This is a genomic window from Rhodopseudomonas boonkerdii (assembly GCF_021184025.1).
In the GTDB taxonomy this organism is placed as follows: domain Bacteria; phylum Pseudomonadota; class Alphaproteobacteria; order Rhizobiales; family Xanthobacteraceae; genus Tardiphaga; species Tardiphaga boonkerdii.
Genome location: NZ_CP036537.1, coordinates 136,806 through 151,102 on the forward strand (window position 1 = coordinate 136,806; position 14,297 = coordinate 151,102).

General features: G+C 62.4%; 15 protein-coding genes. 9 read left to right on the forward strand and 6 right to left on the reverse strand.

From position 1 onward, the window contains the following. Nucleotides 1-67: 67 nt before the first annotated feature. Nucleotides 68-1,576 carry a malonate--CoA ligase gene (locus tag E0H22_RS00610; RefSeq protein ID WP_233023853.1) on the reverse strand — a complete coding sequence of 503 codons (1,509 nt, stop codon included), beginning with the start codon at nucleotides 1,574-1,576 and terminating at the stop codon, nucleotides 68-70. A 291-nt stretch (nucleotides 1,577-1,867) separates the two neighbouring features. On the opposite strand from E0H22_RS00610, the gene E0H22_RS00615 reads away from it, so the two are divergent. The 3 genes from E0H22_RS00615 to E0H22_RS00625 all read left to right on the forward strand — a co-directional run bounded on the left by E0H22_RS00615 (nucleotide 1,868) and on the right by E0H22_RS00625 (nucleotide 4,077). Beyond that, the gene (locus tag E0H22_RS00615) at nucleotides 1,868-2,452 is read left to right on the forward strand and encodes a fasciclin domain-containing protein (RefSeq protein ID WP_233023854.1); all 585 of its coding nucleotides are present in this window, start codon (nucleotides 1,868-1,870) and stop codon (nucleotides 2,450-2,452) included. A 202-nt stretch (nucleotides 2,453-2,654) separates the two neighbouring features. Then, entirely contained in the window at nucleotides 2,655-3,284 is a 630-nt protein-coding gene (locus tag E0H22_RS00620; protein WP_233023855.1) for a cytochrome b/b6 domain-containing protein, read from the forward strand. Nucleotides 3,285-3,294: 10 nt separating this feature from the next. Then, a complete protein-coding gene (locus E0H22_RS00625) occupies nucleotides 3,295-4,077 on the forward strand; it encodes a molybdopterin-dependent oxidoreductase (protein WP_233023856.1) in 783 nt (260 codons plus the stop codon). Between the two features lie 8 nt (nucleotides 4,078-4,085). Here the strand turns inward: E0H22_RS00625 and E0H22_RS00630 are convergent, their stop codons facing one another. After that, nucleotides 4,086-5,270 carry a YbfB/YjiJ family MFS transporter gene (locus tag E0H22_RS00630; RefSeq protein WP_430715254.1) on the reverse strand — a complete coding sequence of 395 codons (1,185 nt, stop codon included), beginning with the start codon at nucleotides 5,268-5,270 and terminating at the stop codon, nucleotides 4,086-4,088. A gap of 132 nt (nucleotides 5,271-5,402) precedes the next feature. Between E0H22_RS00630 and leuB the strand changes: the two genes are divergently transcribed. After that, nucleotides 5,403-6,515: a 3-isopropylmalate dehydrogenase gene (gene leuB / locus E0H22_RS00635; protein ID WP_233023857.1), complete on the forward strand. Its 1,113-nt coding sequence runs from the start codon at nucleotides 5,403-5,405 to the stop codon at nucleotides 6,513-6,515. A 198-nt stretch (nucleotides 6,516-6,713) separates the two neighbouring features. On the opposite strand, the gene E0H22_RS00640 is transcribed toward leuB, so the two are convergent. Then, the gene (locus tag E0H22_RS00640) at nucleotides 6,714-7,097 is read right to left on the reverse strand and encodes a hypothetical protein (protein ID WP_233023858.1); all 384 of its coding nucleotides are present in this window, start codon (nucleotides 7,095-7,097) and stop codon (nucleotides 6,714-6,716) included. A 508-nt stretch (nucleotides 7,098-7,605) separates the two neighbouring features. Here E0H22_RS00640 and E0H22_RS00645 point away from each other — a divergent pair. Continuing rightward, nucleotides 7,606-8,643 carry an aspartate-semialdehyde dehydrogenase gene (locus E0H22_RS00645; RefSeq protein WP_233023859.1) on the forward strand — a complete coding sequence of 346 codons (1,038 nt, stop codon included), beginning with the start codon at nucleotides 7,606-7,608 and terminating at the stop codon, nucleotides 8,641-8,643. A 196-nt stretch (nucleotides 8,644-8,839) separates the two neighbouring features. Here the strand turns inward: E0H22_RS00645 and E0H22_RS00650 are convergent, their stop codons facing one another. Then, nucleotides 8,840-9,493 (reverse strand): carbonic anhydrase, encoded by a 654-nt coding sequence (locus tag E0H22_RS00650; RefSeq protein WP_233023860.1) that lies wholly within the window; start codon nucleotides 9,491-9,493, stop codon nucleotides 8,840-8,842. Between the two features lie 198 nt (nucleotides 9,494-9,691). Here E0H22_RS00650 and E0H22_RS00655 point away from each other — a divergent pair, with 198 nt between their 5' ends. Next, a complete protein-coding gene (locus tag E0H22_RS00655; RefSeq protein ID WP_233023861.1) occupies nucleotides 9,692-10,570 on the forward strand; it encodes an HpcH/HpaI aldolase/citrate lyase family protein in 879 nt (292 codons plus the stop codon). A 939-nt stretch (nucleotides 10,571-11,509) separates the two neighbouring features. Here the strand turns inward: E0H22_RS00655 and leuD are convergent. Together leuD and E0H22_RS00665 are read right to left on the reverse strand one after the other, a co-directional pair. Then, nucleotides 11,510-12,115 (reverse strand): 3-isopropylmalate dehydratase small subunit, encoded by a 606-nt coding sequence (leuD, locus tag E0H22_RS00660; protein WP_233023862.1) that lies wholly within the window; start codon nucleotides 12,113-12,115, stop codon nucleotides 11,510-11,512. 165 nt (nucleotides 12,116-12,280) lie between these two features. Next, nucleotides 12,281-12,682 (reverse strand): metallopeptidase family protein, encoded by a 402-nt coding sequence (locus tag E0H22_RS00665; RefSeq protein WP_233023863.1) that lies wholly within the window; start codon nucleotides 12,680-12,682, stop codon nucleotides 12,281-12,283. Nucleotides 12,683-12,850: 168 nt separating this feature from the next. Here E0H22_RS00665 and E0H22_RS00670 point away from each other — a divergent pair, with 168 nt between their 5' ends. The 3 genes from E0H22_RS00670 (at nucleotide 12,851) to E0H22_RS00680 (ending at nucleotide 14,254) form a co-directional block, all read left to right on the forward strand. Then, on the forward strand, nucleotides 12,851-13,150 hold the full coding sequence (locus E0H22_RS00670; RefSeq protein ID WP_430715193.1) for a hypothetical protein: 300 nt from the start codon (nucleotides 12,851-12,853) through the stop codon (nucleotides 13,148-13,150). A gap of 202 nt (nucleotides 13,151-13,352) precedes the next feature. Then, nucleotides 13,353-13,646: a hypothetical protein gene (locus E0H22_RS00675; protein WP_233023865.1), complete on the forward strand. Its 294-nt coding sequence runs from the start codon at nucleotides 13,353-13,355 to the stop codon at nucleotides 13,644-13,646. Between the two features lie 188 nt (nucleotides 13,647-13,834). Next, nucleotides 13,835-14,254: a hypothetical protein gene (locus tag E0H22_RS00680; protein WP_233023866.1), complete on the forward strand. Its 420-nt coding sequence runs from the start codon at nucleotides 13,835-13,837 to the stop codon at nucleotides 14,252-14,254. Nucleotides 14,255-14,297: the final 43 nt, after the last annotated feature.

The window sequence follows — 14,297 nt, forward strand, 5'->3', positions numbered from 1 at the left end:
TGGTTCGAGACGCGCGCGAGCGGAGCGCTCCTCACCATGAGAGACAGAGTTAGTTCGAGAGGCGACGTTACTTCGCGTAAATATCCTTATACGTCTCGCGCAGGACGTTCTTCTGCACCTTGCCCATGGTGTTGCGCGGCAGATCGTCCACGAAGATCACGCGCTTCGGCATCTTGAACTTTGCGATCTGCCCGTCGAGCGCCTTGATCACCGCCGCCTCATCGAGCGCTGTCTTCTTGTCGGTCACCACGACCGCGGTGACACCTTCACCGAAATCCGCATGCGGCACGCCGATCACGGCGCTTTCCACCACGCCAGGCATGGCATCGATCTCGCTCTCGATTTCCTTCGGATAGACGTTGAAGCCCCCGGAAATAACGAGATCCTTGCCGCGGCCGAGGATATGGACATAACCCTTGCGATCGATCTTGCCGAGATCGCCAGTGATGAAGAAACCGTCGTCGCGAAATTCCGATTTGGTCTTTTCCGGCATCCGCCAATAGCCCTTGAACACGTTCGGGCCCTTCACCTCGATCATGCCGATCGTGTCCTCATCGAACTCCTTGCCCGTTTCCGGATCGGTGACGCGCACGGAGACGCCGGGCAGCGGGAAGCCGACGGCGCCGGGAACGCGCTCGCCGTCATAGGGGTTCGAGGTGTTCATGTTGGTTTCGGTCATGCCGTAGCGCTCGAGCACCGCGTGGCCGGTGCGCGCGAACCATTCGCGATGGGTGTCGGCCAGCAGCGGCGCCGAGCCCGAGATGAACAGCCGCATATGGCTGCACGTCTCCTTCGACAGGTTCGGCGACTGCAGGAGGCGCGTATAGAAGGTCGGCACCCCCATCAGCACTGTCGCGCGCGCCATCAATTGAATGATGCGCTCAGGATCGAGCTTCGGCAGGAAGATCATCGACGCGCGCGAGAACAGCGTGACATTGCTCGCCACGAACAGGCCATGCGTGTGATAGATCGGCAGCGCGTGGATCAGCACGTCGTCCTTGGTAAAGCGCCAGTAGTCCACGAGGCTCAGCGAGTTCGATGCGAGATTGTCGTGGCTCAGCATCGCGCCCTTGGAGCGGCCGGTCGTACCCGATGTGTAGAGGATCGCGGCGAGATCGTCATTGCCGCGCGCGACAGTGGCAAAGGCCGGCTTCTCCTTGTCGGCAGCGTCGGTGAGCGATCCCTTGCCGTCCGCGCCGAGCGTCTCGACCCGCGCGCCGACCTTGGCGGCAATCGCCTCGATGCCTTCCTTCTTGGCGGGATCGCACACCACCAGCGACGGTTCGGCGTCGGCGATGAAGTAATCGAGCTCGTTTAACGTATACGCCGTGTTGAGCGGCAGATAGACCGCGCCGGCACGCACGGTTGCGAGATACAGGACGAGCGCGGGCACCGATTTTTCGGTTTGCGCTGCAACGCGGTCGCCGACCTTCACGCCGCGCGCCACCAGCACATTCGCCACCTGCCCTGCCCAGGCGACGAGATCGCCGTAGCTGATGTGCTTGCCGTCCGGCGTCTCGATGGCGAGGCGCGACGGATCTTCAAGCTTGTCGAACAGGCGGGAGAACAGATTCATGGCATTCACACATCGATTGGAGGAGCCAGACAATCGCACCGAGACCAAACCTGCGATTGCATCAAACTATCCGTTGTCTCTAGCAAGAACGGACCGCCTTCCGCAACGCGCGCGCGAACGCAGTGCGTCGCCGAAAGTTTCAGGATCGACGAAAAATATAGCCTGAAACTGGCCCTGAGCCCTTGCGTAGCTCGGCCATCGACGGCGACAGGCCTCGCAGGCAAAGCGGCGTCGAGAACCTTTCAGCGCACGGTGCCGATGGCACCTTCAACGACACTCGGGAGACGACTCATGTCCAAGCGTATCGCACTTTTGTCCGCCGTCGCCTTCGGCACGCTCGCCATCACGGGCGCCATGCCGGTTCCGGCCCAGGCCAAGGACAAGATGATGAAGAGCGAGATGTCCGGCGAAAAGACCGTGATGGTCGGCGGGGCACCGATGTACCCGTCAAAGAACATTGTCGAAAACGCCGTCAATTCGAAGGATCACACCACGCTGGTCGCCGCCGTGAAAGCCGCCGGCCTCGTCGATACGCTCGCCGGCCCGGGCCCGTTCACCGTGTTCGCGCCGACCAATGCCGCTTTCGCCAAGCTGCCCAAAGGCACCGTCGAGACCCTGGTCAAGCCTGAAAACAAGGCCACCCTCACCAAGATCCTGACCTACCATGTGGTCCCCGGCAAACTCGAAGCCGCCGACCTCAAGGACGGCCAGAAGCTGACCACCGTGGAAGGCGAACAGCTCACCGTGAGGAAGACCGGCGGCAAGACCATGCTGGTCGATGCGAAGGGCGGTTCCTCCACTGTCACGATTCCGAACGTCAACCAGTCTAACGGCGTCATCCACGTCATCGATACCGTCGTGATGCCGAAAGCCTGACATCCTTACGTGTCCGGACCGTATCGGATACCGGGACACAAGCTCCCCTTCGGGACGCGCGTATCAGAAGCGAGCCGGGTGCCGGCTCGCTTTTTTGTGATCCCGGGCATAAATGCAGCAGTGGGGTTGTTGATGAGATGGACGTAACGATGACCCGCTTCGCTCCGTAAGGCTGACAGGGGCCACGATCTCGGATTATGCCATGTCGAGTATCTCGATCGACGACGCACAGAACGCGTCTGCAACAAGCAAGGCGATCCAGCCCGTCTGGGTTCGCGTACTGCACTGGATCAATGCCGTCGCGATGGTGATCATGATCATGTCGGGCTGGCAGATCTACAATGCTTCGCCGCTGTTCGATTTCGTTTTTCCGCGCAGCATCACGCTCGGCGGCTGGCTCGGCGGCGGCATCATGTGGCATCTCGCCGGCATGTGGCTGCTGGTCATCAACGGCCTGCTCTATGTCCTGCTCGGCATCGTCACCGGCCGCTTCCGCAGGAGGCTGCTGCCGATCTCCACGTCAGGCGTGATCGGCGATACCCGGGCAGCGCTCACCGGCAAGCTCTCGCATGCCGATCTCTCCACCTACAATCAGGTGCAGCGACTGCTCTATATCGGCATCCTCATTGTCGGCGTCGTCATCGTGCTGTCCGGCCTCGCAATCTGGAAGCCGGTGCAGTTCCAGTATCTCACTGCCATTTTCGGCGGCTACGACACTGCGCGTTACGTCCATTTCGTGATGATGGCCTCCATCGTCGGCTTCCTCGTCATCCATGTCGCGCTGGCGTTGATCGTGCCTAAGAGCCTGCGCGCGATGATCATCGGACGCTGAGGAGCAGATCATGCTGAAGAAGATGCGCTCGCTCATCATTCCCGGTGTCGACAAGCAGCTACTGGTAAAGGACGCCGTCAAACTGATGCCCGACCTGTCGCGCCGACGCTTCATCGCTTCCGGCGCGAGTTTTGGCGCGCTGACGCTGCTGACCGGCTGCAACGTGTCCGACAGCGTTTCCGCGGAGAGCCTGCTGACCCAGATCTCCAAGTTCAACGACATGGTGCAGGCAAAAATCTTCAATCCGAATGTGATGGCGCCGACCTATTCGGAGAAGGACATCCGCCGCCCCTTCCCGTTCAACGGCTTTTACTCGGAGGACGAGGCGCCGGAGATCGACGGCAAGGAATGGAAGCTCGAAGTCTCCGGCCTCGTCGACAACAACAGGTCCTGGACGCTGGAAGAGCTGTACAAGCTGCCGGAGGTTTCGCAGATCACGCGCCACATTTGCGTCGAGGGCTGGAGCGCCATCGGCTCGTGGCAGGGCACGCCGCTGCGCGACTTCCTCAAGCTGATCGGCGCCGATACGCAGGCGAAATGGGTACATTTCCGCTGCGCCGAGGACTATGCCAGTTCGCTCGACATGCCCACTGCGCTGCATGCGCAGACGCAGATGACGTTCAAGTTCGACAACCAGATCCTGCCGCGCGCCTACGGCTATCCGATGAAGATCCGGGTGCCGACCAAGCTTGGCTTCAAGAATCCGAAATATGTGACGTCGCTGGAAGTCACCAACGACTACAAGGGCGGTTACTGGGAAGACCAGGGGTATAATGATTTCAGTGGGAGCTAGACTCCGCCCTACGCTTCGAGCTTCTTCTGGAACGCCGACAACACCGCGCCCACGGCCAGCGTCGCCGCTGACACCACCAGCGCCGACGTCAAACTTCCCGTCGCGTCTGATATCGCGCCCACGGCAATCGGCCCTATGGTCTGCCCGATGCCGAACACGATGGTCACCACGGCGATCGCCTTCGGCCACGCGTCCTTTGGATAGTTGAACCGCACGAAGGCCGTCGTCGCCGCAACCACCGCGAAGAAGGCAACCCCGAACACTGCCGCCGATATACCAAGAATGATCGGCGAATGGCCGAGCAGCGGCATGGCTGCGCCCACGGCGTTGGTGCCGAGGATGATGGCCATTGCGGTTCCGCTCTGGCCGCGCGCGAGCACACCGCGCCATGCCCATGGCGCCGCAAACGAGCTGACACCGATCACGCACCAGAATGCGCTCTGCGCAACCGCGCTGCCGCCGCCATCACGCACATAGGCGATCATGAAGGTCATGTAGGCGATGTAGCCGGCGCCGAACATGAAATAGGCGACGAGATAGATGGCCATCGGCCAGATCTTGATCGATGGCACCGGCGCATCCGATGTATGATCCGAGGCATCGATCAGGCGCCGCAGCAGCGGCAGTCCCATCACCACCGAGACGACACCCAGCACCAGCCAGACGATCCACCACGAGCCCCGACCAAAGCCTTGCAGCACGAAGGGGGCGATCAGGCCCGATAGCAGGATGCCCATGCCCGGGCCCGCATAGAACAGGCTGAGCAGATAGGCGGAGCGTTCGGGATGCGTGAGGCCGATACTGGCCGCGAGCGCGCCGCCCGCCACGAAGGAGATGGCGGCGCCAAAGCCGGTGACGAAGCGGGCGATGCTGAGCAGCGTGAAATCCGCGGTGACGCCACAGAGCAAGAGCGACGCAACGCAGGCCACCGTGCCGATCCGGATCACCGCGAACAGGCCGTAACGTTTGCCGAGGCTGGACGCGGCCAGCGCACCGAGCAGGTAGCCGGCGGCATTGACGGTATTCATGAAGCCTGCGGACGAATAGGACCATTGCAGGCTGTCGCGCATATCCGGCAGCACCAGAGAATAGGCGAAACGGCCGATACCAAGCCCGATGGCCGGCGCAAGCGACAAAGCAAGGATCAGCAACGCCGGATTGCGGCGCATCAACGAGGTGTCAGGCAAGGTCAGGCGTTCTCCCGGACGCACTGTCGCAGCTTTCGTGAGCCTTGCAATCGGCACGTGCAGCAGGGCTGTCTTGCCAATACGGCAATGACGGCTTAGCACTCGCCCGAAATTCGACTTTCAGAGAAGGAAACGATCATGGCGGCGCATAAATTGCTGGTTCTCCCCGGCGACGGGATCGGCCCCGAAGTGATGGCGGAAGTGACGCGCCTGATCGACTGGATCGACGCCCAGGGCATTGCCAAATTCGAGACCGAGACCGGCCTTGTCGGCGGTGCGTCCATCGATGCCGACGGCGTGCCGATCACCGATGCCACCATGGCCAAGGCCGACACCGCCGACGCCATCATCTTCGGCGCCATTGGCGGTCCGAAATGGGATGGCGTGGCTTACGAGAACCGCCCGGAAGCCGGCCTCCTGCGCCTGCGAAAGGATCTCGGCCTGTTCGCCAATCTGCGCCCGGCAGTCTGCTACCCCGCCCTCGCCGACTCTTCGAGCCTGAAGCGCGAGGTGGTCGAAGGCCTCGACATCATGATCGTGCGCGAACTCACCGGCGGCGTCTATTTCGGCGAACCGAAGACCATCACCGATCTCGGCAACGGCCAGAAGCGCGCCATCGATACCCAGGTCTACGACACCTATGAGATCGAGCGCATCGCCCGCGTCGCTTTCGATCTGGCCCGCAAGCGCCAGAACAAGGTGACGTCGATGGAGAAGCGCAACGTGATGAAGTCGGGTGTACTCTGGAACGAGGTCGTGACCCAGGTGCATGGCCGCGAATACAAGGACGTCACACTGGAGCATCAGCTCGCCGATTCCGGCGGCATGAATCTGGTGAAGTGGCCGAAACAGTTCGATGTCATCGTCACCGACAACTTGTTCGGCGACATGCTCTCGGATATCGCGGCCATGCTCACCGGCTCACTCGGCATGCTGCCCTCGGCCTCGCTCGGCGAGGTCGATGCCAAGACCGGCAAGCGCAAGGCGATGTATGAGCCGGTGCATGGTTCGGCGCCGGACATTGCCGGCCAGGGCAAGGCCAATCCGCTGGCGATGATCGCCTCCTTCGGCATGGCGCTGCGCTATTCGCTCGATCTCGGCGACCTCGCCGACAAGGTCGATCAAGCGATCGCCGCCGTGCTGGCCAAGGGCCTGCGCACCGCCGACCTGAAGTCGGAAGGCGCCACGATCATCTCGACGGCGCAGATGGGCGAAGCGGTGCTCGCCGAGCTGCAGGCGCTGTACAAGTAGGAACGTCAAAAGCTTCGCCCTCATGGTGAGGAGCGTGCAAAGCGCGCGTCTCGAACCATGAACGGAGTGCTCGGCCATCCTTCGAGACGCGGTCGAAGGCGACTCGCTCCCCAGGATGAGGATGGAGTTTAATATCCTCCCAAGAACAAGAAATGCCCGGCGCGAGCCGGGCATTTTCATATCGGGATTGCGCCGAGCTCAGTATGGCAGCGGGATACGGTTCGGGTAGCCGCCGAGATCCCAGTCGCTGTACAGCGGCTGGCGGTCGAGCGGACGGTTCAGGTTGCCGCGGGCGAAGGACTGACCGGGCGGATAAGCATAATCGGTGAACTTGCGGTCGCCGGGCAGCACTTCGGTGCCGGCATCCAGCCACGAGCGTCGCGAGATGTAGACGCGGGTGCGCGGACCCTGCTGATAGGACACATTCGGGCCGCGGGGACCGTAATTGAAACGGCCGTTATCGACGGTGACCTGCTTGCGCTTGGTCTGGGCTTCGGCGGGGGTGGCGACGCCGATGGTGATGACGGCAGCCGCCGCGAGCAGTGCACCGGTCAGTTTGGCGGCGGAGAATTTCAAGGTCATCTAGTCCTCTTGGCACTCTGATTCTTCGTCAAGAATCGCAATTCGCAAGCTCCTGGCAACTTAGCTGGCCGGACGGCAGCCCTACAAGGTCAATCGGGCCACACTTTTGGAGAATAATGCGCGGTGTGGCCGAATGTTGCATGCATTCCAAGGTCTTGGTCGTCACGCTGTTTCAGGTATGCAGACGGCCGTTCGGGCTGATCGCCCATTCTTCAGGCCCCAGCGCAGGATGCCCTTGTGGTCATCACCGGAAATGCCGGCGAATTTCGTAAGCCGCTGTAATTCCAGCCGTATCCATCTGCCGGACAGCGAACGCGCGACGGCCGCCGCCCAGCCACAGCACGCAGGATCTTGGCAAGCAGGATCATGGCAAGCGGAGTCAGACACCCCATATAAGCCGCTGGAAACGCTTATGACATTGTGTTGACGGCGTTTCTCGCTTAGAAGCGCACGCGCTTCGGTTTTCGCAGATGGCGGATCGAAGGCGTTTTTCTTCGGAGAGTGAACGATGGGTTACAAAGTCGCGCTGGTCGGAGCGACCGGCAATGTCGGGCGTGAAATGCTCAGCATTCTGGACGAACGTAAATTCCCCGCTGACGAGGTCGTGGCGCTTGCGTCCCGCCGCAGCATGGGCGTTGAAGTCTCGTTTGGCGACAAAACCCTGAAATGCAAGGACCTCGAGACCTACGACTTCAGCGACGTCGATATCTGCCTGATGTCGGCCGGCGGAGCCGTGTCCAAGGAATGGTCGCCGAAGATCGGCGCAGCCGGCGCCGTGGTCATCGACAACTCGTCGACCTGGCGCATGGATCCAGATGTGCCGCTGGTCGTGCCGGAAGTGAACGCGGCTGCGGTCGATGGCTTCGCGAAGAAGAACATCATCGCAAACCCGAACTGCTCGACCGCGCAGCTCGTGGTGGCACTGAAGCCGCTGCATGACAAGGCGACCATCAAGCGCGTCGTCGTGGCGACCTATCAGTCGGTGTCGGGCGCCGGCAAGGACGCCATGGACGAACTGTTCTCGCAGACCAAGGCCGTCTACACCAACAGCGAGATCGTCAACACCAAATTCCCGAAGCGCATCGCCTTCAACGCGATCCCCCATATCGACGTCTTCATGGAGGATGGCTACACGAAGGAAGAGTGGAAGATGATGGCGGAGACCAAGAAGATTCTTGATCCCAAGATCAAACTCTCCGCGACCGCCGTGCGCATTCCGGTGTTTGTCAGCCACTCGGAAGCGGTCAATGTCGAATTCGAGAATCCGATCTCGGCCGACGAAGCCCGCGACATCCTGCGCAATGCGCCGGGTTGCCTGGTGATCGACAAGCGCGAACCCGGCGGCTACGTCACGCCCTATGAAGCGGCTGGCGAAGACGCGACCTACATCAGCCGTATCCGCGAGGATGCGACGGTGGAGAACGGCCTCGCTTTCTGGTGCGTCTCGGACAATCTGCGCAAGGGCGCGGCGCTCAACGCCGTGCAGATCGCGGAATGCCTGATCAACCGCAAGCTGATCACCGCCAAGAAGAAGAAGGCGGCGTAAGGCACTTCAAACGGACATACGAAAGGCCGGGTGCTTCGCATCCGGCCTTTTTGTTTGCTGTATTGAGAAACACTCTGCCCCTCATGGTGAGGAGGCGCGCAGCGCCGTCTCGAACCATGAGCTGGCCTGGCTCCGAGCTTGAGGCCATCCTTCGAGACGCGCGCAAGAGCGCGCTCCTCAGGATGAGGGTCGGAGCTTACGCCGACTTCGCCTGCGCCACCGGCTTGAACACCTTCTCGGTCTTGTCCAGCACCGACAGCGATCCCACCGCGACACCGAAATAGGCGCCGTGCAGGAGAAGGTCGCCGGCATCGACGCGCTTCTTCACGAAGGGGAAGGTCATCAGGTTTTCGAGGCTGCGGAACACCGCGGCCTTCTCGATGCGGGTGACGAAATCCTGCATCGTCTCGTGATCGCGAATCTCGACGGTCTCGCCGGGTTTGGTGAACATCGACATCCAGCGGCCGATGAAATCGCCCGGCGACAGCGGCGCGGCCTTGTCGACGAAAGCGCGGATGCCGCCGCATTGCGCGTGCCCGAGAATGACGATGTGCTTCACCTTCAGAACCTGCACGGCATATTCCAGCGCGGCGGAGACGCCATGCGCGTTGCCGTCTGGCTGATAGGGCGGCACCAGATTGGCGATGTTGCGCACCACGAACAATTCACCCGGTGACGCATCGAAGATGACCTCCGGCGACACGCGCGAGTCGCAGCAGCCGATCACCATCACTTCGGGGAACTGGCCCTTCTCGGACAATTCACGAAACCGCGCCTGTTCGGTGGGCAAGCGTTCCGACGAGAAGGTCTGGTAGCCGGCGATGAGTTGCTGCGGAAATGTTGCGGTCATGATCTGCCTCGTTTGAGCATGATCCCGAAAAGCGGGGGCCGGTTTCCGGCCGGGTCATGCTCAGACACAAAATAGGTTTCGTCACGGATAACCATAGCTCGCGGGTGCGAACAAGCCTTCCGGGCGACAGGCTGAAATGCTATCGCGGACGGAAACCGCCTCCCCCAGAAGCATACACCATCTCGAGGAAATGACGCCATGACCCGCCCGCGCCGCAGCCACTTGTTCATGCCCGGCTCCAATCCGCGTGCGCTGGAAAAGGCGCGCACGGTTGCCGCCGACGGCATCATTCTCGATCTCGAAGACGCCGTGGCGCCCGACGCGAAAGCAACCGCCCGCAACGCCATCGCCGAGACGCTGGCCAAAGGCGGTTTCGGCAAACGCGAGATGCTGATCCGCATCAACGCGCTGGATTCGCCGTGGTGGATCGATGACGTGGCGATGGCTGCCAAGGCGAAGCCCGACGGCATTCTGGTGCCGAAGATTTCCAGCGTCGAAGACCTCAATGCGGTGGCCGATCGGCTCGCCGATCTCAATGCCGACATGTCGATCAAGGTGTGGGCGATGATCGAGACCTCGCGCGCGATCCTGCATGCGGAAGAACTCGCCGCCTGTTCGAAGGATGCGGAAGTCCGTCTCGCCGGCTTCGTGTTCGGCCCCAACGACATCGCCCGCGAGACGCGCATCCGCATGATGCCGGGCCGCGTATCGATGCTCGGCATGATCACCCATTGCGTGCTCGCGGCGCGCATGTACGGCCTCGACATTCTCGACGGCCCCTACAGCAATTTCAGCGACAATGAAGGTTTTATCGCCGAAGCCGAGCAGGGCCGCGACATCGGCTTCGACGGCAAGACGCTGATCCATCCCGCGCAGATCGAGGCCTGCAACAAGGTGTTCACGCCGCCGGCCGAAGAAGTCGCACAGGCCAGGCGCATCATCGCGGCCTTCGAACAGCCGGAAAATGCGAGCCGCGGCGCGATTCAGCTCGACGGCAAGATGGTCGAGCGCCTGCATGCCGAGATGGCGAAACGAACCATCGCGATCGCGGATGCGATCGCGGCGATGGGAAGCTGAGACATCCCTTCTTCTCCCTCCCCCAAGCGCGGCACAGCCGCGCGCAGCGGGGAGGGTGGATCGGCGGCGAAGCCGGCGAGACGGGTGGGGGCTTCCGCAAACTCCGACGTCACGTGGGGCGCCCCACCCCGGCCCTCCCCGCTGCGCCGCTGCGCGGCTTGAGGGAGGGAGCACATCTGCCGGCGCGTCGTTGCCTGATCAACCTGTCAAACAGCCCCGTGATGTCTGGAATCATGCGCTCGCATTCTCGCGGCGCTTGCGCGTCCGAGGTGTGAGCAGGTCTCCCCTCGAAGACATGAGGGGAGCGGCACGCCGCCAGGCGCGAGTGGTGGTTTCTGACGCTGCCCCTGCCTGCCGGATCGCCGGCAAACCTGAGCCGCGCAACGCCTGACGGCGTGCCACCGCGACGGTTTTTGGCCGAGGGACCGTGCTTCCGGGTACTGGAAGCTGGCAGGTGCCCTGCCATCGGACCGGCTTTCGCCAGCCGTCATCCGCACCCGTCCAGCCGCAAGCGGCAGAGCCCCGTAGTGGGCCCGGACGGTGACCCCAGGCCCCCCGAGTGCGAGGGATACGTCCTCCCCCGCCCGCAGGCGCCGCATCTCGCCCCGCTCAAAGACGCCTCATGAGAGCGCCCCTCGCGAACAAGACGGGAGAGATATAGGGCAATGAGAGGAATATTGTCAAGAACAAAATAGGAACGACATGCTGCGTCATTCCGGGGACGGACCGGCGCCGCACGCCGGAGCCCGGCATCCTGCAGTGGCGGTCACCTCTGCCCTCGCGCGAGGAGGGAGGTGATCCTCACTTCGAGGTTCCGGGTTCGCTCGCTGACGCGAGCGCCCCGGAATGACCTGATGGGGCCCTATGGGACCTACGACATTGGCGTTCGTGGCGCTCCCTCTCACCACGCAGCTGCGCTGCGCGGTGACAAAGGCACGCTTACGCCCAGGCGCGCTCGGTCTTCAGCTTCTCTTCGTAGCTGTCGATGGCGGTCTTCTTTTCCATCGTCAGGCCGATATCGTCGAGACCGTTGATCAGGCAGTGCTTGCGGAACGGGTCGATCTCGAACTTCACCGTGCCGCCGTCGGGACCGCGGATCTCCTGGTTCGGCAGATCGATGGTGATGGTGGCATTGGCGCCGCGCTCGGCATCGTCGAACAGCGCGTCGAGATCCTTCTGCGAGACGCGGATCGGCAGAATGCCGTTCTTGAAGCAGTTGTTGTAGAAGATGTCGCCGAACGAGGTGGAGATGACGCAGCGGATGCCGAAATCCAGCAGCGCCCAGGGCGCATGCTCGCGCGACGAGCCGCAGCCGAAATTGTCGCCGGCGACCAGAATTTTCGCCTGGCGATAGGCCGGCTTGTTGAGCACGAAAGCGGGATTCTCGCTGCCGTCGTCGTTATAGCGGGCATCCGAGAAAAGGCCCTTGCCGAGACCGGTGCGCTTGATGGTTTTCAGATACTGCTTCGGGATGATCATGTCGGTATCGACATTGATGACCTTCATCGGCGCAGCGACGCCTTCCAGCGTGGTGAACTTGTCCATGGCGTGTCCTCGGAATTGAAGGAGCTTTTTAGCCGGATCGGGCGGACGCTCCAAGCTGCATTTCTGCAGTGCTGGGATCAGGTCAGCCCCCGTTCTCATCCAGAGCCGCGCAGCGGCGCAATTGCGCCGCCAGGCCTCCTCACCGTGAGGACGGAGCTGGAGGCCCTAGTCCGTCACCTGCGCCTCGATGGCCTCCATGTCGTCGTCGGACAGGCCGAAATGGTGGCCGATCTCGTGGACGAGGACGTGGCGGACGATATGGCCGAGGGTTTCGTCGTGCCCGGCCCAGTAATCGAGGATCGGGCGGCGATACAGCCAGATCATATTGGGCATCTGGCCCGACACGTCATGGGACTGGAACGGCAGCCCGACTCCCTGAAACAGGCCGAGCAGATCGAACTCGGTCTCGGCCTGCAATTCCTCCAGCACCTCGTCGGTGGGGAAATCGTCGACCCTGACGATCACCCCCGCGCACAGCCTGCGAAATTCCTCCGGCAGGAGGGCGAGCATGGCATGGGCCATCTCTTCCATCTCGGCGAGGTCGGGAGCTTTTGCCTGATGCCACATGGGTTCCTGTCTAGCCGATCCCGTTCTGTTGGCAAGGCGGCCCGGCGCGGTTGACGCGCGGGCGTCAATCGGAGACTTTGCGGTCGTTTTCTAGAGACGCATGACCCGATCCGAGAACCGGTATCCACTTTTCGGGTCATGCTCACGACGGTGGTTTTGGGGCGTAGCATGCGGATCATGACAGCGACACTGGCGGTGGCGACGCTGGCCTTCGGCGGCCTCTCGCTGGACGGCGCAATCGCGCAGACCGCGCCGGCTGCGCAGCGCTCGACCGACATCTCCGCCCAGAGCAGCAGCGGCCGTCCGCGCGTGCGCATCTATCGCGACGACGACACCCGCGGCGTCTATCCCCGCTACAACCCCGGACCGAATGCGGTGCGCGATTGCACGGCCAATCTCGTGCAGGAGTATCGCCCCAGCGGCACCGTGATCGTGCCGCGCATGAACTGCTACTGGCGCCGCGGCTGAAACGGCATCCGTTTCATCGAAGGCCGATCAGCTTGGCTGTCACCTGCGCTTTCGTTCCGTCGCCGCGACAAAGAACCCTGCGACATATCGCGCGACACATGTTCATTTCGCGTTCAGCTCCCGAAACCTAGCGTTCCCGCATGGGCAATGAGCCCCGTGCAGCGTGCACAGTCAGATGCCCGCGGAATCCAGGAGAGAACACGTGAACCTGAAAAAACTTTTCGGCCTCGCCGCCATCGCCGGCCTGATGTTCGTGGCTGCACCGGCCCAGCAAGCCAACGCGGTCTCGCTCAACAATCCCGGCGTTGCCACAACCGTGCAAGGCGCAGGTGAAGGCTTGACGACCCAGGTGCAGTATCGCCGCCATCACCACCACGGTCACCGGCACCATCATGTGCGCCGTCACCATGGCTGGCATCGCCCGCACCATGTGCGCCGCCACTACCATGTGCATCGCCCGCACATCCACCATCATCATCGCCGCCACTGGCGCTGATTGGAACCGCTCTGGCGTGACAGCCGAACCGCAACATGCGTCGGCTGTCACTCGGACCGTTCCACATCGCGCAACCCGCCGCGTCTCCTTGTCGCGGGAAATCGGATCATCCTGACGCGTTGACGGATCAAGGCGACAGACAGACTTCAACGAGGACAATCATGAGAACATGGGTAGGCGCAGCTCTGATGGCTGCAACCGTTACGCTCGGCGGCATCTTCGCAGCAGCGCCGGCGATGGCCGCATCGCCTGCCAAGGCCGCGGCGGGAGACAAAGCGCGCGTGACCGACTTCAGCTCGCAGCATCGCCATCACGGACATCGTCACCACGGGCATCGGCATCACTTCCATGGCCACCGCCATTGGGGCCATCACCGCCATTGGGGTCACCGTCACTACGGCTATCGGCCGTATTACGGGCCGCGTTATGGCTATGGCTATCGGCCGTACTACCGGTCCTATTACGGCCCGGCCTATTACGGGCGCCCCTATGCTTATCGTCCGGCCTATTACGGCGGCTACGGCTACCGGCCCTATGGCTATGGCTACGGCCCGGGCTTCGCCGTCGGCGGGCCGATCAGCGTCGGCTTTTCGTTCGGCCGCTGGTAAGCCAGCCACATCGCAAGACGATCACGACGGGCGCCTTCACGGC

What these genes read in the sequence shown, in the direction of transcription:
- E0H22_RS00610 (WP_233023853.1), bottom strand. Translation starts at nt 1,576, where the DNA reads ATGAATCTGTTCTCCCGCCTGTTCGACAAGCTTGAAGATCCGTCGCGC.
- E0H22_RS00615 (WP_233023854.1), top strand. Translation starts at nt 1,868, where the DNA reads ATGTCCAAGCGTATCGCACTTTTGTCCGCCGTCGCCTTCGGCACGCTC.
- E0H22_RS00620 (WP_233023855.1), top strand. Translation starts at nt 2,655, where the DNA reads ATGTCGAGTATCTCGATCGACGACGCACAGAACGCGTCTGCAACAAGC.
- E0H22_RS00625 (WP_233023856.1), top strand. Translation starts at nt 3,295, where the DNA reads ATGCTGAAGAAGATGCGCTCGCTCATCATTCCCGGTGTCGACAAGCAG.
- leuB (WP_233023857.1), top strand. Translation starts at nt 5,403, where the DNA reads ATGGCGGCGCATAAATTGCTGGTTCTCCCCGGCGACGGGATCGGCCCC.
- E0H22_RS00640 (WP_233023858.1), bottom strand. Translation starts at nt 7,097, where the DNA reads ATGACCTTGAAATTCTCCGCCGCCAAACTGACCGGTGCACTGCTCGCG.
- E0H22_RS00645 (WP_233023859.1), top strand. Translation starts at nt 7,606, where the DNA reads ATGGGTTACAAAGTCGCGCTGGTCGGAGCGACCGGCAATGTCGGGCGT.
- E0H22_RS00650 (WP_233023860.1), bottom strand. Translation starts at nt 9,493, where the DNA reads ATGACCGCAACATTTCCGCAGCAACTCATCGCCGGCTACCAGACCTTC.
- E0H22_RS00655 (WP_233023861.1), top strand. Translation starts at nt 9,692, where the DNA reads ATGACCCGCCCGCGCCGCAGCCACTTGTTCATGCCCGGCTCCAATCCG.
- leuD (WP_233023862.1), bottom strand. Translation starts at nt 12,115, where the DNA reads ATGGACAAGTTCACCACGCTGGAAGGCGTCGCTGCGCCGATGAAGGTC.
- E0H22_RS00665 (WP_233023863.1), bottom strand. Translation starts at nt 12,682, where the DNA reads ATGTGGCATCAGGCAAAAGCTCCCGACCTCGCCGAGATGGAAGAGATG.
- E0H22_RS00670 (WP_430715193.1), top strand. Translation starts at nt 12,851, where the DNA reads ATGCGGATCATGACAGCGACACTGGCGGTGGCGACGCTGGCCTTCGGC.
- E0H22_RS00680 (WP_233023866.1), top strand. Translation starts at nt 13,835, where the DNA reads ATGGCTGCAACCGTTACGCTCGGCGGCATCTTCGCAGCAGCGCCGGCG.